This window comes from uncultured Sphingomonas sp. (assembly GCF_913778135.1).
GTDB lineage: Bacteria > Pseudomonadota > Alphaproteobacteria > Sphingomonadales > Sphingomonadaceae > Sphingomonas.
Genome location: NZ_CAJYVU010000036.1, coordinates 16399 through 36063, shown reverse-complemented (window position 1 = coordinate 36063; position 19665 = coordinate 16399). Strand labels below are relative to the sequence as shown.

The 19665-nt window shown below is 62.8% G+C and carries 16 protein-coding genes; 12 read left to right on the top strand and 4 right to left on the bottom strand.

Annotated elements, in window-relative coordinates:
• The first annotated feature begins 1 nt into the window (after position 1).
• Genes QZ847_RS03675 through QZ847_RS03665 form a run of 3 tightly spaced genes read left to right on the top strand, consistent with a single transcriptional unit; the run spans position 2 to position 3551 of the window.
• On the top strand, positions 2-1252 hold the full coding sequence (locus tag QZ847_RS03675) for a hypothetical protein (RefSeq protein WP_294353152.1): 1251 nt from the start codon (positions 2-4) through the stop codon (positions 1250-1252).
• Positions 1249-2403, top strand: a complete 1155-nt coding sequence (locus tag QZ847_RS03670; RefSeq protein WP_294353150.1) for a glycosyltransferase family 4 protein — start codon at positions 1249-1251, stop codon at positions 2401-2403. The genes QZ847_RS03675 and QZ847_RS03670 overlap by 4 nt, the downstream gene beginning before the upstream one ends.
• Positions 2400-3551 (top strand): glycosyltransferase family 4 protein, encoded by a 1152-nt coding sequence (locus QZ847_RS03665; RefSeq protein ID WP_294353148.1) that lies wholly within the window; start codon positions 2400-2402, stop codon positions 3549-3551. The genes QZ847_RS03670 and QZ847_RS03665 overlap by 4 nt, the downstream gene beginning before the upstream one ends.
• On the opposite strand, the gene QZ847_RS03660 is transcribed toward QZ847_RS03665, so the two are convergent.
• Complete coding sequence (locus QZ847_RS03660; RefSeq protein ID WP_294353146.1) at positions 3527-4645, bottom strand: glycosyltransferase family 1 protein; 1119 nt, start codon at positions 4643-4645, stop codon at positions 3527-3529. The two genes, QZ847_RS03665 and QZ847_RS03660, sit on opposite strands and share 25 nt — an antisense overlap.
• A 170-nt stretch (positions 4646-4815) precedes the next feature.
• On the opposite strand from QZ847_RS03660, the gene QZ847_RS03655 reads away from it, so the two are divergent.
• The 7 genes from QZ847_RS03655 to QZ847_RS03625 all read left to right on the top strand — a co-directional run bounded on the left by QZ847_RS03655 (position 4816) and on the right by QZ847_RS03625 (position 13801).
• Entirely contained in the window at positions 4816-5739 is a 924-nt protein-coding gene (locus QZ847_RS03655; RefSeq protein ID WP_294353144.1) for a glycosyltransferase family 2 protein, read from the top strand.
• 114 nt (positions 5740-5853) lie between these two features.
• Positions 5854-7254, top strand: coding sequence for a hypothetical protein (locus tag QZ847_RS03650; protein ID WP_294353143.1), 1401 nt, complete (start codon positions 5854-5856; stop codon positions 7252-7254).
• Positions 7255-7264: 10 nt separating this feature from the next.
• Complete coding sequence (locus QZ847_RS03645) at positions 7265-8416, top strand: glycosyltransferase family 4 protein (RefSeq protein ID WP_294353142.1); 1152 nt, start codon at positions 7265-7267, stop codon at positions 8414-8416.
• Entirely contained in the window at positions 8413-9582 is a 1170-nt protein-coding gene (locus QZ847_RS03640; RefSeq protein WP_294353141.1) for a glycosyltransferase family 4 protein, read from the top strand. Before QZ847_RS03645 ends, QZ847_RS03640 begins: the two co-directional genes overlap by 4 nt.
• A gap of 39 nt (positions 9583-9621) precedes the next feature.
• Entirely contained in the window at positions 9622-10611 is a 990-nt protein-coding gene (gmd, locus tag QZ847_RS03635; protein WP_294353139.1) for a GDP-mannose 4,6-dehydratase, read from the top strand.
• 11 nt (positions 10612-10622) lie between these two features.
• A complete protein-coding gene (locus QZ847_RS03630; RefSeq protein WP_294353137.1) occupies positions 10623-11600 on the top strand; it encodes a GDP-mannose 4,6-dehydratase in 978 nt (325 codons plus the stop codon).
• Positions 11601-11668: 68 nt separating this feature from the next.
• Positions 11669-13801 (top strand): hypothetical protein, encoded by a 2133-nt coding sequence (locus tag QZ847_RS03625; RefSeq protein WP_294353135.1) that lies wholly within the window; start codon positions 11669-11671, stop codon positions 13799-13801.
• Between the two features lie 7 nt (positions 13802-13808).
• On the opposite strand, the gene QZ847_RS03620 is transcribed toward QZ847_RS03625, so the two are convergent.
• From QZ847_RS03620 to QZ847_RS03610, 3 genes are all read right to left on the bottom strand, one after another.
• A complete protein-coding gene (locus QZ847_RS03620) occupies positions 13809-15092 on the bottom strand; it encodes a glycosyltransferase family 1 protein (RefSeq protein ID WP_294353133.1) in 1284 nt (427 codons plus the stop codon).
• Positions 15089-16309, bottom strand: a complete 1221-nt coding sequence (locus QZ847_RS03615) for an oligosaccharide flippase family protein (RefSeq protein ID WP_294353132.1) — start codon at positions 16307-16309, stop codon at positions 15089-15091. Before QZ847_RS03615 ends, QZ847_RS03620 begins: the two co-directional genes overlap by 4 nt.
• Positions 16310-16500: 191 nt before the next feature.
• Positions 16501-16887 (bottom strand): hypothetical protein, encoded by a 387-nt coding sequence (locus tag QZ847_RS03610; RefSeq protein WP_294353130.1) that lies wholly within the window; start codon positions 16885-16887, stop codon positions 16501-16503.
• 143 nt (positions 16888-17030) lie between these two features.
• On the opposite strand from QZ847_RS03610, the gene QZ847_RS03605 reads away from it, so the two are divergent.
• Together QZ847_RS03605 and QZ847_RS03600 are read left to right on the top strand one after the other, a co-directional pair.
• Entirely contained in the window at positions 17031-18482 is a 1452-nt protein-coding gene (locus QZ847_RS03605; RefSeq protein WP_294353128.1) for an O-antigen ligase family protein, read from the top strand.
• A complete protein-coding gene (locus QZ847_RS03600; protein WP_294353127.1) occupies positions 18482-19645 on the top strand; it encodes a glycosyltransferase family 4 protein in 1164 nt (387 codons plus the stop codon). The genes QZ847_RS03605 and QZ847_RS03600 overlap by 1 nt, the downstream gene beginning before the upstream one ends.
• Positions 19646-19665: the final 20 nt, after the last annotated feature.

Below are 19665 nucleotides of genomic sequence, written 5' to 3'. Positions count from 1 at the left end.
CGTGGCCGCAGCGGTGATGCCGGAGCACGGCCATCGTTTCACGCGATCATGGTGGTGGCGCACGCTGATCGTCGTGCTGACCGTCACTATTGCGGCGGCATCGGCGATGTTGTCGGCGTCGCTCTATCTGTCGCGCATCGATCCCGTGCGGGCAGTGGCGTTGTGGCCCGGAAACTCGCTCGCGCGGGCCAACATGGCGAGCAATGGCCTGCTCGCCAAAATGCAGCGTTCCTCGGCTCCCGCCGCACGCGCCGCAGCGAGTGCCGCCCTCACAGCTCAGCCCGGCAACGTGGCAGCCGCACGAGTGATGGCGCTCGCCGCGTCATTGAACGGTGACGAGCCTCGCGCACTGCGGTGGCTCCGCTACGGCGAACAGCAGTCCAGACGCGACCTAAGCACGCAGCTCGCGCTGATTGAATATGCGGTCAACCGCGGCGAGATCGCCGAAGCGCTGCGCCATTACGACCGCGCGCTGCGTACCGAGCCGGAAAGCTATCAGCAGCTTTTCCCGATCTTATTCGCCGCCTCCGCCGAAGCCGCAGTCAGGGAGCCGTTGATAGCATTGTTGCGCCAACGTCCCTTCTGGCGCGAATTCTTCCTGTCGCAGCTGACGGGTGGCCCGACTCCCTTCGCCATCACCGCGCCGATCGTCGCCGCCGTCTCGCTCGATCCCGCCGTGCCGCGCGAGCGCGAGATCCTGTCACGCACGATCACGAAGGGCGTGGGCGAGAACCGGCTGGCAGCCGCGCGGCGCTTCGTCCCCGGCCCCGCCTCTATCGGCATCCGGAATGGCGGCTTCGAGGCGTCGAACAACTGGCCCCCGTTCGATTGGGCGCTCGCCGACGACGCCGAACTCGGATCGGTGATCGAGCAGGGTGTCCGCGATGGACGCGGTTCGGCGTTGTTCCTCGACGCCCGCAACGGTCGTTCGGGTGAGGTCGCGCATCAGGCGGAAGTGTTGCCCGCTGGACGCTACATGCTCACCCTTGCCGCCGGTGACGTGACCGGCGCCATGGACGAGCGGCCATTGGTCACGATCCGGTGTGCCGGATCGAACACTGCGCTGCTGACGTGGCGGCTGCCTACGCTGCCGACCGCGGGCGCTCAACTGCGTGCGCCCTTCACCGTTCCGCAGGGGTGCACGGGGCAGTTGCTGTCAATCACCGCCAGCAGTCCGGCAAATGAGGGGACCGATGCGCCGCGGCCATGGATCGACGATGTGGCGGTGAAGATGGCGCGCAGCACCTCATGAAGATCGCGATCATCGGCCCTTATTACCGCCCGCTCCTGTCCGGGATCGAGAAGATCATGGACATGCAGGCGCGTCTGCTGTCGGCACGCGGCCACGAGGTTCTCGTTCTGACCAGCAAGCTGCGCTTCCCTGACGGTACGTTCGACGTTCCAGAGCGCGAAACGATCGACGGCGTCGCGGTCCGCCGCCTGCATGTCGCCCGTCGTCGACCACCGTGGCCGATGAGCTATCCGAGCAATGGCGGATGGCGGATCGACGGACTGGCGCAGGCATTGCGCGAGTTCGCGCCCGACATCGTCCATGCCCATAATATCGGTGCACCCGCCTGGGCGGATGGCGCGGCCGCCTATGCGCGGGATGCCGGAAAGCCGTTCTTCTACTCAAGCTATCACCATCCCGACACACTGCGGCTCGATACGTTGCGCAAGCTGGTCCTGCGCCGGCTCAACCGCCATCCGCTGCGCGATGCGGCGCGCGTGTATCACCTGACGCGGTCCGATTTTGACAAGCTGCTGATCGACTACCCCGACGCGCAGGCAGACACGTTCGCGGTCCTGTCCGCAGGTATCAGCGCGCCGTTGGAGCAGTTGCGCGGCGTACCGCATGGTACGAACCTGCTGTTCGTCGGTCGGGTAGACGACGCACGCAAGGGCTTTTCGGTACTCGAGAAGGCCTATGATCGGCTTCGTGCGCAGCATGGCGATGCCGCACCGACACTCGCCGTGGTTGGTGCCGTAGGCGAGGAGACGCGCGCGCGCCTGTCCGCCAAATACGGCAGCACGATCGACCTGGCGGGGATCGTTGACGAGGCCGAGCTGGAGCGCCGCTATGCCAGTGCGGGCGTGTTTGTCATGCCGTCCTATTACGAAGGTTTCGGCATGCCGTACATCGAAGCGATGCGATACGGCGTACCGGTGGTCGGCACCCGTGTCGGTGGCATTCCCGAGGTGGTGCCCGAGGAAACCGGTCTGCTGGTCCCCCCCGGCGACGCCGACGCGCTTGCTGCGGCACTGACGCAGTTGATCGCGAATCCGGCGCTACGCTACGAACTCGGCACGGCCGGACGGTCGTGGTCCGAGCGGTTCCATTGGCCCCGTATCGTCGACCAGCTCGAAGCCGATTACATCGCCGCAGCAGAGGTAAAGCGATGAGCCCGTCGGCTTTGCGCATCCTGATGGTATCGCTGTCGCGCAACGATCCGATGGGTGGTGCCTCGCGCGTGTTCCACCTGCTGAACGAGGGGCTGCTGGCGCGCGGGCACGCTGTCACCACGATCCACCGCGAGGATCTGTTCACCGACAAAGAGCCGGGGCGGCTCGTCGGGCGGGTCGCACTGCCGCAAGTCGCGAGCCGCGCCGCGGCGCGGCTCGCGCCCGAGCGCTACGACGTCGTCTTCTCCGCGTCGGGGATGCTGTATCCTCTGTTTGGACGCATGGGGGCGGGCAAGACGTTGCGCGTTCATCACCTGCTCGGCGCCGCATTCTTCGATCATCGTGCAACCATGGACGAAGCCGCACGCGGCCATGTCGCGGTTTCGTCCACCTATCGCACGCTGACCGGACCGCTGCCGACGAAATGGGATCTGGCAGGCGCGCGCGCTGCCGATCTGGTGACGCTGAACTGCCGGCGCGACCTTGATTACATGATCGACCAGGGGATACCGGCGGAGCGGTGCCGCTGGATTCCGCTCGCCGTCCACCCCGATCTGCTCGCCGCCCTTAGCGCTGCGTCCGCCTCCCCGCCGCGCATGCCACGCTCGGCAATCTGGTTCGGGTCATGGTCGGATCGCAAGGGCACCGCCTATCTCGTCCGCGCCTGGGCCGAGGTATTGGCGCGTCATCCCGATGCCACGCTGACCCTTGGTGGGACCGGGATGAGCGAGGCAGCACTTCATGCCGCCTTCGCGGGGATGGACACGTCGCGCATCCGCGTGCTCGGGCGCGTCAGCATCGCCGAGCAGGTCGCCGCGTTCGAGCGCCACGAACTGTTTCTGTTTCCGTCATTGTCCGAAGGGTTCGGGCTCGCACTGCTGGAGGCGATGGCGTGCGGGCTCGCAGCGGTCACCACGACGACCGGCATGGGTGGCGACCTGATCCGCCCCGAACACGACGCGCTGATCGTTCCGGCCGCATCCGCGACGCACCTCGCCTCGGCAATCTGTCGCCTGTTCGACGATCCGGCGTTGCGCGAGCGGATCGCGGCCCAAGGGCGCCGGACGGCCGAAGCCTATACGCTCGAGCGTCTTGCCCTGGCCTATGAGGAGACGTTTATCAGCTACCGCGACAAGGCGGCGCGATAGGCGTCCACGGTCAGGTCGGCGGTTCTGTTCCACGTGAACGTCGCGGCGCGCGCGCGCGATGCCTGCCGCATCGCCTGTTCGCGTGCGGGATCACCCAACACCCGGGTGAAAGCCGCAGCGAGCGCGGTGTGATCGAGCGGATTGACGATGATGCCTGCGTCGCCGACGACTTCGGGAATGCTGGCGCGATCAGACACGATCACCGGTAGGCTGCACGCCATCGCCTCGAGCGGTGCGAGCCCGAACCCTTCGTACAATGACGGAAAGGCGAACAGGCTGGCACTCTGATAGGCGGTGCCCAGCTCCTCCTGCGGCAACAGCCCGGTCAGGATCACCCTTCCCGGCCCGGCAAGGTCGGCGATTGCGGCATGGATGGCGAGATGATGCGGCGCATCGTTACCGACGCGGCCGGCGATGACGAGATTGGTCGTGGCGCGCAGGTCCGGTTCCAGCAGTCCATATGCCTTGACCAGCGCCGCGACATTCTTGTGCGCGGCCGTGCCGCCAGCGTAGAAGATCGAGCGGGCGCCGATCCCGTACCGAGCACGGAACACGTCGACCTCGGCCGACGGGCGTTCCACCACGATGTCGGGCGCGCAGGCAAGCGGCGTGACATGGATGCGGTCGCGGTCGATCCTAAACAGCCGCTCGATCATATTGGCGGAAAAAAGGGAGTCAGTGATGATCAGGTGCGCGCGACGTGCGGCCTGCCCCAGCAACCACAAATCGACGCGTTCGCTTCGCGCGGTCGGGGGATGGTCCCACAAGAAACAATCATGGATGGTGATGACGCGCCTTCCCCCACCCCAGCAGGTCGTCGCATGATAGGGTATGTGGACGATGTCGGGGCGACTGGCCAGCGTATGCAGCGGGTAGCGCAGATTTTCCCACAACAGCTTGCCCTTCAGATCACGGATCGGCGGGCTGACCAGCGTCTGCCGATCGCGCGGCAATTCCTCAACCACGTGATCGGCTGCAAAGTGCAACGCAACGGATGGATGCCGTGTCTCCAATGCCGCGATCAAATTGCGCAGATAGGTTGGTACGCCCGCGAACCCGCCGTCGAGCGGCTGGACGTTTAGTTCGACGTTCATGAGCGATCCGGCGCAATTCGTGGGGAAATTGCTCGGCTAACGACTGGCTTCCCGACTGCCAAGCTTGATCGATCGCGGCGGTACGAGTGACGCGCTGCATTGACACCGTGTCGAAAGCAGTGGTTCGGGCGCGACCATAGCTGCTGCGACCTTGATCCGGGAACCTTTCGATGAAGATTACCATTCTCGTGCCCACCTATCGCCGCCCAGTGGACCTGCAACGCTGCTTGGGGTCACTGGAACGGCTGGACCGTTTACCCGACGAGGTACTGGTTGTGCACCGCCCCGACGACGACGACACCAAAGGTGTGCTGGCACAGGCGTGGGCCCTGCCGGTCAGAGCGGTTGAGGTTCGTGTCGAGGGGGTGGTCGCAGCAGTCAATCGTGGGTTCGATGCGACGACAGGCGACGTGGTCGTGATGATTGACGACGATGCCGCACCCCATCCCGACTGGCTGACGCGGATCGTTGCGCACTATGACGCCGATCCGAAGCTCGGCGCGTTGGGTGGGCGCGACGTGATTTATGTTGCCGGTGAGGCGGTATTGCCGGGCGAACAAGAGGTCGGCACGGTATCATGGTACGGGCGGATGGTCGGTGCGCATCATCTGGGTGTCGGCGACGCGCGGTCCGTCGCGGTGCTGAAAGGTGTCAACATGAGCTTTCGTACCGCCGCCTTGCGCGATCACCGCGCCGACGAGCGCCTGCTCGGGCGCGGCGCGCAGGTGCATTTCGAAGTTGGGCTGTGCAACGACATCACGAAAGACGGCTGGCGCATTGTCTACGATCCGCACGTGCTGGTCGATCATTTCCCATCGGTCCGCCACGATTCCGATAAAAGATCAGGCTTCGCGTTCGATGCCCAGTTCAACAAGGCGCACAACGAAGAGGTCATGATCCTCGACCACCTGAAATCGTGGCAACGCCCCGCATTTGTGATCTGGGGGTTCGCAATCGGGACCTCGGACGTTCCCGGACTGCTGCAACTGCCGCGCATCGCCTTGATGGGGCGTCAGGTACCGGTGCAGCGACTGGTCGCGTCGTGGCGGGGACGCGCTAAGGGAATGGGAACGTGGTGGCGGACGCACCGGTGACTGCGGTTGCGTTACGGTTTGACGTGGCGGCACGAGCCCGGCTGGCTTAGGGGGGGGGTGATGGCTGTTCAGTCTTTACCCGTGCCGTGGCGCGATCCGCGGACGCGCCGTGCCTTGGGGTTGCAGGCGATGCTCGCTCTGGGAACCGCGGTGATTGGGCTGTCGCCAGCGGCCGGGGTGCTCAACTTCCTATACACGCCGTTGATCGTGGCGTTCGCCGCGTGGCTGCTGTTCTTTCGCCCGCTGGGCTATATCGGTTTTGTCGTCTGGGTCTGGATGTTGACGCCGCTGGTGCGGCGGCTCGCCGATTACGCCTCGGGTTATCATGTCGTTAGCATCGTCATGATCGCTCCCCTAGCGGCCACATTGCTGTCCGTCATGGCTCTGCTGCGACAACGTCGCACGTTGCCCGTGAGCATCATGTTGCCCCACGCCGTTATCCTGATCGTGCTGATCTACGGTTTCTTTGTCGGCGCTCCAACAGCGGGACTGGTGGCAGCATCCTTTGCCTTCCTCAACTGGGCGTCACCGGTTCTGTTCGCACTGTACTTGCTGTGCACGCCCGGTTCGGCGGCCGACAAGGCGGACGCGCTTTCCGGCGCGTTCATCTGGGGTCTGGCGGCGATCGGCCTTTATGGCATCTATCAATTCTTCTACCTGCCACCGTGGGACGAATATTGGATGCGCTTGTCCGAGCTGCGGTCGATCGGTGCGCCGGCACCGATGATGGTTCGCGTGTTCAGCACGATGAACGGACCGGCGGTGCTCGCCTTCTTCGCGGGCGCCGGGTTGATTACCGCCATGGCATCGCGCGGGGCCATTACAAAATTCCCGATCATAGCCGGTGCGGTCACCTTCCTGCTGTCGCTCGTCCGCAGCGCCTGGGGCGGCATCGTGTTGGGAATCATCGTCCTCGTTTCGCGGTCCGATGCCAAGCGCAAAGCGGCTTATATCATCGGCATCGTCGTTCTCTCGATCGCCACACTCCCCATCATCGCCACCGGGGAAATTGGTCGGACGATCGCGCAGCGGTCGAGCAGTTTGGGTAATCTGTCACGCGACGACAGCCTGTCGGCACGGCTCGACATCTACAGCAGCTTCAGCAGTTCCCCGACATCAGCGGTGTTTGGCCTGGGGCTCGGCAACACGGGCGATACGGCTTCACGGCTAGGCAATACCAGTGGGGATGCCGCGGCCAACGTGATCGACAGTGGGCTGCTTGAAGTCATCTCCAACTTCGGAGTGGTCAGCATCTTCATGTTCGTCAGCTTGGGTGCGTTGCTGCTCGCGGCGTGGCGGTCGGCCGGTTTCGATCGCGCCGGCGCAGCACTCGCGGCGGTGGCGGTTGCATCGGCGAGCCAGTTCCTGCTCGCCAATCCCTTCTTCGGCCCGGCCGCGATATGCTTCTACCCGTTCGCAGCCTTGGCAATCCTGTTCGGCATCGAACATGGAGTCTTTTCCGTCGGACAGACGGCACCGCAGCGCGATCTGCGCGCAATGAGACAGACACGTTGAGGCACACACGTTGACGACACCGTTGCGCACGTTGCAGATCGGCCTAGAGTGGTTTCCTGAGCATGGTGGAGGGCTGGACCGCTACTTCCATGATCTTATGCGTCACGCTGATAGCGTCGGGATCAAGGTGCAGGGGCTCGTAGCCGGACGCGCTAGCGTCGAGGACGAAAGCAGCGGCCTGGTCACGAGTTTCACCGATCGTACCGCCGCTCTGCCACGCCGTTTGGCGGCGGCACGACGCGCAGTGCGCCACGCCTTACGCGAACGGCATACCGATCTGGTGGCATCGCATTTCGCGCTGCATGCCTTTCCTGCGCTCGATCAAATTAACGTGCCGCTGGTTATTCATTTTCATGGGCCATGGGCGGTGGAGAGTATGGCTCAAGGCCAGGGTAGTGCGGCAACCATGGTCAAGCAGCTGATAGAACGCAGTGTCTATCGACACTCCACTCGCTGCATTGTCCTGTCAAACGCGTTCAAGCGATTGCTCGTGGAACAATATGGAATTGATCCCGATCGCATTGATATCTCGCCGGGGGGAATAGACACTGATCGCTTCGCCGCGGTCGCCACCATGCCACGATCGCAGGCCCGCGAAGCGCTGGGTTGGCCAGTCGATCGCCCAATCGTGCTGGCGGTGCGGCGATTGGTCCGCCGTATGGGACTGGACCACCTTATTGCAGCAGTTGCGCACGTGGTGGCGCGCCACCCCGACCTCCTGCTGGTGGTTGCGGGACGCGGTCCCGAGCAGGCGGCCTTGCAGGCGCAGGTTGATGCGCTAGAGCTCAATGATAACGTGCGCCTGATCGGCTTCGTGCCCGATGACGACCTGCCCCTCGCCTATCGCGCCGCGGATCTGACCGTCACGCCAACCGTCGCACTTGAAGGTTTCGGTCTCATCACTGTGGAGGCGATGGCAGCCGGAACGCCCGCCATGGTGACCCCCGTCGGCGGCTTGCCCGAAATCGTGCAACCGCTGGCGCCCGATCTGGTCGTCTCAGGGCCGGGCACCGGGCCGCTGGCTGAGGGCCTGACCGGCTGGTTGGACGGACGGATCATTGTTCCGGACGAGGTGGCCTGTCGACGTCATGCCGAAACCCACTTCTCGTGGCCAGTTTCGCTTCAACGCATCAGAACGACGTACGAACGGGCGACGCGATGACCTTTCCTCGCACGCTGTTCGTCAACCAGAGCAGTGAGATCGGTGGCGGGGAGCTCGCCTTGTTCGATTTCGTCCGTTCCCTGCCCGGCGCACACGTTGCGGTGTTTGCGCCGGGACCGTTCCTGGACCTGCTTCAATCCGCCGGTGTCGCGGCATCGGTGGTCGACGCGGGTGCCGTTCTGGGCGTGAAGCGCGACGCCGGAATAACTGCGTCGTTGAAGGGCGGCATGGGACTTGCCCAACTGAGCCTGCGATTGCGCCGGCTCGCGCGCGATTACGACGTCATCTACGCCAATTCGCAGAAGGCGTTCATGGCTGCCGCACCCGCCGCGCTGCTCGCGCGCAAGCCGTTGATCTGGCACCTTCACGATATCCTGTCGCCCGAACATTTCAGCGGCGTGCTGCGACGCGTCACGGTGACGCTCGCCAATCGGATCGCCGACCGCGTGATCGCCAATTCGGCCGCGACGCGGGCCATGTTCGTTGAACAAGGTGGCCGAGTACCGGTGGAGGTTGTGCACAACGGCATCGATCCGGCACCCTTTTGCGACGGCGTTGACCCACGTGCACGTGCCGAACTAGCGCGAACGCTGGGAACGGGAGACGCACCGATCGTCGGCATCTTCGGTCGGCTGGCGGCGTGGAAGGGCCAAGAGGTCGCTATCCGCGCCCTAGCCGACTTACCCGACCATCACCTCGTTCTGGTCGGTGGGCCGTTGTTCGGCGAACATGCCTATGAGGAGCACCTCCACCGTGTGACCGCACAGTTGAACCTCGGTAGCCGCGTCCATTTTCTCGGCTTTCGGCGCGACGTTGCCGCCTTGATGTGCGCGGTCGACGTAGTGGTGCACAGTTCGATTTTTGCCGAGCCGTTCGGTCGGGTGATCGTCGAAGGCATGATGGCGAGTCGCCCGGTTGTCGCCACCGCGGCGGGTGGTGCGCTGGAGATCATTGAACATGACCGCTCCGGTTTGCTCGTACCACCAAATGACGTTCTTGCATTGGTGCAAGCACTTAGGCAGTTGTCAACCGATCCCGGTCATGCTGCGAAGTTGGCTCAAGGAGGCCGCGAGCGGGCATTGAATGTCTTCGCACTACCAGCCTCGATAACGCGATTGCGGAACGTGATCGAAGCGGTGGTTGGCGAACGCAACAAGGGAACCTAAAGAGCCGCGGGGCTCAAAGGGCAGTGGAGTAACATTCGAATGACCAAGCGTGCGCTCATTACGGGCATCACCGGACAAGACGGTGCGTATCTGTCGCAGTTCCTGCTCGACAAAGGATATGAGGTTCATGGTGCCGTACGGCGTTCGTCCCATGGCGGCGTAGCCGATCACCGGCTGCAATGGCTGGGGGTGCTTGATCAGATCAAGCTGCATGACTCCAACCTGCTCGACCTGTCGTCGCTGTCCAGGCTCATCCAAGAAATCCAACCTGACGAAGTCTACAATCTCGCCGCACAATCGTTCGTCGCGACCTCGTGGCATCAGCCGCTACTGACCGGCCAAGTCACCGCCATGGGCGTCAACAACATGCTCGAGGCGATCCGCCTCATGAAGCCGGATACGCGCTTCTATCAGGCATCGTCGTCGGAGATGTACGGCCTGATCCAGCAGCCCGAACAGTCAGAAACAACGCCGTTCTACCCGCGCTCGCCTTATGCGGTCGCCAAGCTTTACGGTCACTGGATCACGGTGAATTACCGCGAAAGCTTCGGCATGCACGCATCCTCGGGCATCCTGTTCAACCACGAAAGCCCGCTGCGCGGCCTGGAGTTCGTCACCCGCAAGGTCACCAACGGTGTTGCGCGCATCAAATTGGGCCTGTCCAATGAACTGCGGCTGGGTAACATTGATGCCAAGCGCGATTGGGGCCATGCGCGCGACTATGTGAAGGCGATGTGGCTGATGCTGCAGCAGGAGAGCGGTGACGATTACGTCGTCGCGACCAATCGCACGACCACAATCCGCGACATGTGCGAGATCGCGTTCAGCTACGTCGATCTGAAGCTCGACGATCACCTAGTCATCGATCCGGCGTTCTTCCGCCCGGCCGAAGTGGACGTGCTGTTGGGCGACGCCTCGAAGGCGCGCCAGAAGCTCGGCTGGGAAGCCGAGACGACGCTGGAGCAGATGATCCAGGAGATGGTCGATGCCGATCTGGCGCGTCTTCAGATCAAGCAGTCCGGCAACTGACTGAGGTCCAGATGGCCGTTTCACCAAGCAGCCTGAGCTACCGCTCGATATTGCTCACCGGCGGACAAGGGTTCGTCGGTGGGTGGCTGCTTCCTCGTCTGATCGACGCCTTGTCGTCAGAGGCGAGATTGACCATCATGGGACGTGGTGGCCAGCCCGCAACGGGCAGGATCAACCACGTCACGGCCGACCTGCGCGACGCCGCGGCGGTGCACGCGGTGGTGCGCGAGGTCAGCCCCGATCTCGTACTCCATCTCGCGGCACAATCGTCGGTTGCGCAATCTGCCGGCACCGCCGGTGACACATGGGCCATCAACTTGGGCGGCAGTCTGGCGCTCGCGCAGGCATGTGCCGCGATCGATTTCGCCGGCACGTTCCTGTTCGTCAGCAGCGCCGAAGTCTACGGCCTCGCCTTCAATACCGGTGTAGCCAGCGAAGCGACTGCGCTGCTTCCGCAATCCGCTTATGGCCGCAGCAAGGCAGCGGCCGAGGCGATGCTCGCGGACGCGCTACCGCGCGATGCGCGGTTGATTGTGGCGCGTCCGGGCAATCACAGCGGTCCGGGACAGGACGACCGGTTTGTCCTGCCGTCGTTTGCCAAGCAGATCGCTGACATCGAGCGCGGCAATGTCTCTCCTGTGCTGCGGGTCGGCAATTTGGAAGCCGAGCGCGACTTCTTGGATGTGCGCGACGTGATCGATGCCTATCTCGCGCTTCTTGCCACGGCTCCTAATTTACCCAAACGTACGATCTTCAACATCGCCTCCGGTCGCTCGCAGCGGATCGCCGATCTGCTGCAGCAACTGCTCGCGCTGAGCGATGCCCCCATCACGGTCGAGCGGGACCCCGACCGCCTGCGGCCAAGCGATATCGCTCGCGCCGCTTTGTCAAACGACGCGATCAGGCAGGCGACGGGTTGGCAACCGACGCGGATGATAGAGGCGATGCTGTCGGATCTGCTGGCCAAAGAACGACGTCGGACGATGTAACCGGCGATGGGATGACGAAGTCAAAATCTCAGCCATCAGGCATCACGCGCCGAGCGACCTTACCGGCGATGCTGCTGGGAATGCTCGGCTTGTCCGGTGCGTCGCAGGCTCGATCCGAGGTGGCCGACACGCCCGATGCTTCCGGCCTGTTCGTCGCGGGTCGAGGATTGCGCGTGGCATCTGGCCAAGTCGCATTCGCCACCACGGGCTATGCCGTCAACGGCCGCGGCGCGGCGCGCTATGTTCTGTCGCAGGACAGTGGCGCTGCACCGTGGCGGGTGCAGGTGGCTGATGGCCGCTGGTTCGAGCTCGCCGAGCCACAACCCGACACATACATGTTCGGTGGCGTCGGCGACGGCGTCCACGACGATACCGGGGCCATCCGCGCCCAGCACGATTACTGCCGGCGGTACCGCCTTTCGATGCTGCTGCCGGTGCCCCCCGTCACTTGGCGGACGACCGCGACGATCGAGAGTCGGGTGGGCATGTGGCGGGGCTTGGGCGAGCGTGTGCGCTGGCGGTTCGATCCACTCGACAGCGATGCGAAGGACATGCTCGCGTGCCTTGAGTTGCGTGAAGGCATTCGAAGCGTCGTCGAGAATCTCGATTTCGAAGGGCCGCATCGCTACAATCCCGCCGACCCGGCCACCTATGTCCGCGATCCGGCACGGGGACCACAGGCGGCGGACGGCGGCTGGTACGATGCTTTCTTCAAACCCGGATGCTGCGCCATTCGCGTGACCGGCAGCGCGCAGCCGATCTTTCGCAACGTCTGGACGAGCGGGAACCGTGCCGGCAGCTTCAAGGTTGGCATCTGCCTCGACACCGACGCGGGCCATGTCGAGGTTGGGTCGGGCTGCAGCCATTTCGACCTGATCGGCGTACGCGTCGTCCGCAATGCCGACGATTACAAGTTCCGCGGTGAACCGGTCATCACCAACGGGTTCTGCGGCATTCTGTTCGGGACGTCGAACCTGAACGGTTCCGCCAACGGTGGCTTGGGATTACGCGACGCTGAATTTTATATCGGCGCGTGCCCGTACGGCATCCTGCAGATGCACGATCACGGTGCCCCGGGCACCCCCCTGTCCAATCCGCGTCACCCGATCGAAGGCGTCTACGGCACGCTCGATGGATCGTTCTTTGAATTCATCGGCGAGGCCGCGGTGCAGACCCTGCCACGATCGATCTGCCGCGACCTCACCTACAGCGACATGGAACGCTTCTCGTGGGAAAGCCGCTTCGCGCTGCCCACCAGCCTGATCGCGGCCGACCGCAGACAATGCGCGCCCTTCCGGTTTGGTCAGCTCAGCCGCAACTGCCGGTTCGGAACGGTGCGCAGCAAACCCAGCTACGTGTCATCGCAAACGCACCATCCTGATGCGTGCAGTCTGCTGTTCCACTTCTCGGACGCCGACCCCAGCACGGTTGTCGCGCGCCCCTTGCTCGAGACGACCAGGGTTCTTGCATCGGCACCGGGTGCGAGCCTCCACATCGCGGACGGACGTGCGGTGCACGCCGGCGATCTGGTGCTGGCGTCCGAGTTTCTGTGCGACGGCAATCTTCTACAAGATCCGCTCAATCCGGCATCATGGGAACGGCAAACGGCGAATATCGCTGCTGCGTCCGATAAACGTTCGTTTCCAGCCGAGATGCGGCTGGAATTAACCGATGATCCTATAGTCATCACGCTTGCGCCAGGTAATCACAGCCTCCCCTTTGCCCGATTGCCCGAAACGTCCGTGATCGGGGTGGAAAGCTACATTACTGCGTGGATCAACGTGCCGGCGGGAAGCGCGCTGTTCCAGCTGATCGTAGACGATTCCGCTAATCCTGCGCGGAATGCGTTTACGTCACCTCCGACGGCGGGATGGACTCGACTGGCATTGAGCGGGGGAATTCCGCTGAACGCGGCGGCACGCAGGCTGGAGATCGCGGTTTCAGGTGGTCCGCTGCGTCTTGCAGGACTGATGGCGAGTGTCGGGCGTCGGCGTGCATTCAACCGCAACAGCGGTCCAACGGCATCGCGGATGCTGCGCGCGGGTGGTGGGCTGACGGTTAATGGTCAGTTGGCCGTTGCCGGCGTCGGCACGACATCTGCTACGCCCCCTTCGGGGAAAGCCGGCGCGCTACCGGTTGCCCCCACCGGTTACCTGTCGATCATTGTGGATGGTGTGCCGCGCTGGCTTCCGTATTACTGACGCTGTTTCAGCATCCTGCCCGTTGCTGATCGGCTAGGGTTTGCACCACGGACACGAAGTCGACGGTTGCTTCGGTCCAGTTCGGCCAGGCGAATGATTGCGCCTGTTCGCGGCGTGCCGGCAATGTTGCCAACATTTGACGAACGGCTTGGGCCAACGCCACAGATGACGTTGGATCAAAGAACAGACACGCGCTGGGAGCAATCTCACGAAATACGCCGATATCTGACGCAAGCACGGGCAGACCACGTGAAAGGCTCTCAACGAGCGGTAATCCGAAACCTTCGGCCCGCGAAGCGACGATCGTAGCAGTTGCGCGATCATATGCATCGGCGAGCATGGCGTCTGATACCTGATGCAAAACAATCAAGCGCCGACCGTTTTCACGATGATGCGCCAACCGAGCAAGAAGGGGTTCCACGCCCCACCCCGGCCGGCCCATCATCATCAGCTTGCCGGTAAAACCCTCCGCCCACAGTTGCTCGAACGCGTCGAGGACAAGAACGTGGTTCTTGCGCGGCTCAAACGTTCCAACCATCGCGAAAACAGGCGCCTCTTCCCAGAGACCTGCTGGCCACGTGAGTACATGGCCAGCGGTTTCCTGCGGTATGTCGTGTCCGAGGCGAAAGCTGGGGATGTTCCCTTGGGTAAGAGGCGGCAACGCCTTCTCGAGAGCAGCCGCTGCATCAGCAGAGATCGACAGGAACGCGACCTTACCCGCAGCCATGCGCAGAACAGCCGACCTCAATGTCTCGGTCAACTCCGAAGTGAAATATTCCGGATTGGTGAGACTAATTGCATCGTAGATCAACGCGACCGACGGGATGCCGCGGCGGCGAAGGCGGGTAGCGGTGCGCGGCGCGCTGCTACGAAGCCAGAATGAGTCAATGATGGCGTAAATGTCGCTGGACGCTGGTTTCACCGGTTGCGGCACGTAGAGTCCGGCCAGTCTCTCCTCGAGCCGGCGCAGCCGCAACCGTTCATACAAGTCCGGCATCAGGCGCAACACACGCTTGGCAAGGCGGGCTGCCGAGCCAACGGGCGCGGGTTCGCCTCCGCTGTCGCGACCCCCCAGCGGCGCGCTTGTCGCCAATGCTGCCCATCCATCCGGGGTCAGTTCATGAAGCGCATCGGCAGCTGAAACGACGGGCACGATCCGCATCCCCGCAATGGAGCTGAGCGCCTGTCCTTCCTGTACCAGCCGTCGCACGACACGCTGGATCCCGGTGTTGCCGCGCTCGATGACGATTTCCGAGACATCGAGATAAAGGTTTCCGGCTAGCGCGTTCATGCCGTTGCTCCCGAATTTCTAAGCGAGCGTCGCAGCTGCATGATGCCGTACAGCATCAATATTACCCGGATCGTCGTCGATCCCAGCATCGACAATCCGGCACCCACGATGCCGTAGCGTGGACCCAGCCACAGGAGCAGCGGCGCGATCGTGGCTAATCCCACGATCTGGTAAAATGACATACGTGCCGGACGACCGATGGCCAGGAACGCCTGTCCCAACACGATTGCCACCCCACCGACGACCGCCTCGATGGTCAGCACCACGAAGGCATTGTTGGCGGCAGCGAACTCTCCACCGAAAAAAACACGTAGAAAGAAGGATCCAAATAACAACGCAGGTAGTGCCAACCCTAAGGAAAGCACTGCCGCAATCAGCGCCACCTTGAAGGAGAGGTTGATCGCTTCCTGTGGCGTCTTGCTCGCTGCTTTCGGCAAAAGCACGGTAGCGATCGATACCGGCAATTGCTGAAAGACACGTGAAAAGCTAAGCGCGACGACGTATAGCCCCATTGCAGCGGGGGTAAGAAGCCAAACCACAAGGACACGATCGAGCTGGGATGACAAGGTACCAGCCACTTCGGCACCGTAATAACGCAGACCATAAGACAGCAACGCCTTGGTTGCGGATAGATCGGGTTTTGCCGTAAAACCGATTTGCTGGTTTACGGTACGTACCGCCCACAGTGTCACGGGAATATTAGGCAGCAGATAAGCGAGCGCAGCTGCCTCTACACTCATCTGTCGTGTAACCGCGAGCAATGCCAGGACCGCCAGAGTCACGACCGGTACAGCCAAGCGAACGTAATTGTAGCGCGCAATCGTGCCTTCCTGAAGAAAGGCGGAACTGAGGATGTTCAGCAAAAGGCCGAATGGCGTGAAGATCATGCACGCTTGGGCAACCCGCACAACATCGCGCGAATAGGAAGTCAGCAACCACGGCAGCAGCAACGTACCGATGATCGCTCCCAATCCTCCAGCGATCAGCCCCCCCCAGCTTGCCGCACTGACCAGGTGACGGCGCGTGTGGATCCCCTGTTGATTATGATAAACCAGCGCGGTTGGGATGCCGAAGCCTAGCGCGAACCCGAGAAACTGGGGCCACATCGTGATCGCTGCCAGCGCGCCACGACCATCGGGCGCCAACAGACGGGCGGTGATCACGCCGGTCAGCAGATTGATACCCAAGATCGCGACATTGGCGCCGGACGTCCCCATCGCTGCGCGAATAGTGGGGTTGTTCCACAACCGGTCAATTACCGGTCGCCGAGACCAGGTGCGACGTCCCCCATGCGCGGACGGCAATGGATCAGATGGCTCAGACGAGGGCGATATCATATCTGGTGGCCCCTAAGATCCGCCAGATGGTTCAACAAGCGGCGAACGCCCATCAGCCTTGTCACACTGCGTCAGCCGCAGACGCTTTCCCTCTCCGTTGTACCCGCAACAGCTTGACCGTTCGTGGGCGTAGTCGGACGCGGCGGCCGAGGCGGGATGAAGATGGGTTGGCCGTCGCGGCCGATGCCGGTCGTGCCGGATCTAGGGCTGCACTGCGAGGCCCAGGTCCGGCCTGCGGAGTCCGATCCTTCAGTGCGGGTACCATCGAACACGCGACGTTCGTATTCGCTCCAGCTTCGGCCGTCGGCATCGGTCCCCTGCCGCACGACCTGTTCGCCCAGCCTGCGCTCGACATAGGTCGAACCGTCGATTGAGCGGCAGGTCTGCGCGTCACCCGTGTTGAAACAGGTAAATCCATCGGCCTGTGCTGCCATCATGATCGCTACGATCACCAGCATTACTCACCTCCCGGCGTGTCGGTTAGCACGACCTACTATCCGCCATAGTAGGAGGTAGTGGCTCCTATCCCGGATATCGCGGCTCCATGCACAAGCGGCGATAAAGGATCGTCACGCCGCCTCCGACACGATAGAGCGCGTCCATGAGAAAGTTGACGGTGGATCGCGTATCACACAACCGACGTGATCGCCACATAGCGCGCGATTGGAAACGCCAGGGCCCGACAGCTATCCTGATCGTGCTACTGGTCGTCCTGGCGCTCGGTGGCGGAGCATCGCGCATCAATGTCGTCAGCCTGATGTTCGTGCGCCCAGCACTTGTGCTGGCGACGGGCGCGTTGCTGTTCTTCCCGGTTGTTGACGCCGCCCCAAATCGCAACGCGCGGTTCCTGATGTGGCTGCTGGGTCTGTTCGCCGTCGTGATCGCGGTTCAGCTCGTACCGCTGCCACCGGGCGTCTGGCAGATGCTGCCGGGGCATCAGGTTTACGCCGAGGTTGCGCGTATTGAAGGCGTCGCACAACCATGGCGTCCGATCTCGATCGTACCTGTCCTGACGCTCAACAGCCTTACCACCTTATTGGCCCCCCTCGCTTTTTTCATGGCGGTGCGTCGGATACCTTATCGGCAGACCAAGACGATCATCCTCGCGCTGGTCGTTGTCGCAATCGCGACCTGCATCATGGGTGCCATTCAGACAGCAGGCGGCGATCGCAGCGCGGCCTATCTGTACCGTTACGCCAAGCCCGGTTACGCGCCTGGTCTGTTCGCCAATCGCAATCATCAGGCCGCCTTTCTCGCTGCCATGCTGCCGTTGACGACCGCCTGGGCCTTAATGCCACGGCAAGCCCGCGATCCCGCGTCACGTCGACTGTGGATCGCCGGGTCGGCCGGAGCGTTATTCATGTTGTTGATCATCATGACAGCATCACGAACCGGTTTGGGGCTGGCCGCCATCGGACTTTTTGTCAGCGCGTGGATGATGCAACGAAGCCGTCGCAAGCAGCAGCGGCCGACAGATGATCCGGATGGACGCTCTTGGAAGCGCTGGCTGCTCGCCATCGCATTCATCGCGGGCGTGGCGTCGATCATCGCGCTTCCGTTACTGACCGGGCGCACCGCGGTGCTCGAGCGTCTTACCAGCGGTGGCAATGACGCAAGCGCGGTGTTGCGCGTCGCCGCCCTGCCGATCACCGTGGACCTGATAGGTCGGTTCTTTCCGCTGGGAAGCGGATTTGGCACGTTCGACACTGCCTTCCGTGCGGTCGAGCCCGATCGACTGCTCGCGCCGGGTTATTTCAACAACGCGCACAACGACTTGATCGAACTTGCCATCACTGGGGGCGTGCCCAGCGTGCTGCTGCTGCTGGCATTGTGCGGGTGGTTGGGGAAACGGGCGGTCACCGCGTTCGGGCGGCACACCGAACGGTCGGCTTCGCTCGTCGTGACGCAAGGCAGCCTTGCCTTCCTGACAATCATCTTGCTGGCCAGTCTGTCGGACTATCCGCTGCGCACGCCGCTCCTGGCCGGATTGTTCGGCCTTGTCGCCGCGCTCGCCACCCGCCGGGGTTTTGCACAAGCTGTGAAAGAATTCTGATGAAAGTCGCGATCGTCCACGACTGGCTCACCCTCAAGGGTGGGGCGGAAACCTGCTTGCGCGAATTTCTCGACCTTTACCCGCAGGCGGATCTGTTCTGCATCGTCGATTTCCTGCCCGAACATGAGCGCGCCTTCCTGGATGGTCACCGGGTCACCACCAGCTTCGTTCAGAAGCTGCCCGGCGCGCGCAAACATTATCGCACGTTCCTGCCGCTGATGCCGTTGGCGATCGAACAACTCGACGTTACTGCGTACGACCTCGTCATCAGCTCGTCCGCGTCGGTCGCGAAGGGGGTCATCACCGGCCCCGATCAGATCCACATTTCGTACACGTACAGCCCGATCAGATATGCGTGGGACCTGCAGCATCAATATCTAGCCGAAAGCGGGCTCACCCGCGGCCTGAAGAGCATGATCGCGCGGTTTTTTCTTCACTACATGCGTATCTGGGACAATCGCACCGCGCATAACGTCGATTACTTCATCGCCATATCGCACTTCATCAGCCGTCGTATCCGCAAGGCCTATGGACGGGCGGCAGCGGTCATCTATCCGCCCGTCGACCTGGATCGCTTCATGCCAGTTTCGACGCACGAAAATTTCTACATCACCATCTCCCGCATGGTGCCATACAAGCGCATCCCGCTGATCGTTGAAGCATTTGCCGCCATGCCCGACCGCCGGCTCGTCGTTATTGGTGACGGACCCGAGATGGAGGCGGTACGCGCAGCGGCAGGTTCCAACGTCACCATCATGGGCAAACAGCCCGACGATGTTGTGGTCGACCATCTTCAACGCGCCAAGGCATTCCTGTTCGCAGCCGAGGAAGATTTTGGCATCGCGCCGCTGGAGGCACAGGCGTGTGGGACTCCGGTCATCGCCTATGGTAAGGGAGGCGCGCTGGAGACGATCTGCGGCGAAGATTGCGACGGACAGACCGGGGTGTTCTTCTTCGAGCAGACGGTTCCCTCGATCGTCGAGGCGGTCGAGCAGCTCGATCGTCGCGCCGACGCGATCACGTGGGAAGCGTGCCGGCAGAACGCCGAGCGCTTCTCGATTGATAAATTCCGCGAGGAGTTCTCCGGATTCGTTCAGAAGGCCGTCGCTGAACGGCGTAATCCGATGTTACACCATCCTGAAGATATGGCCCGCCTGAGTTAGTTGGTGATCGGCTAAACGTT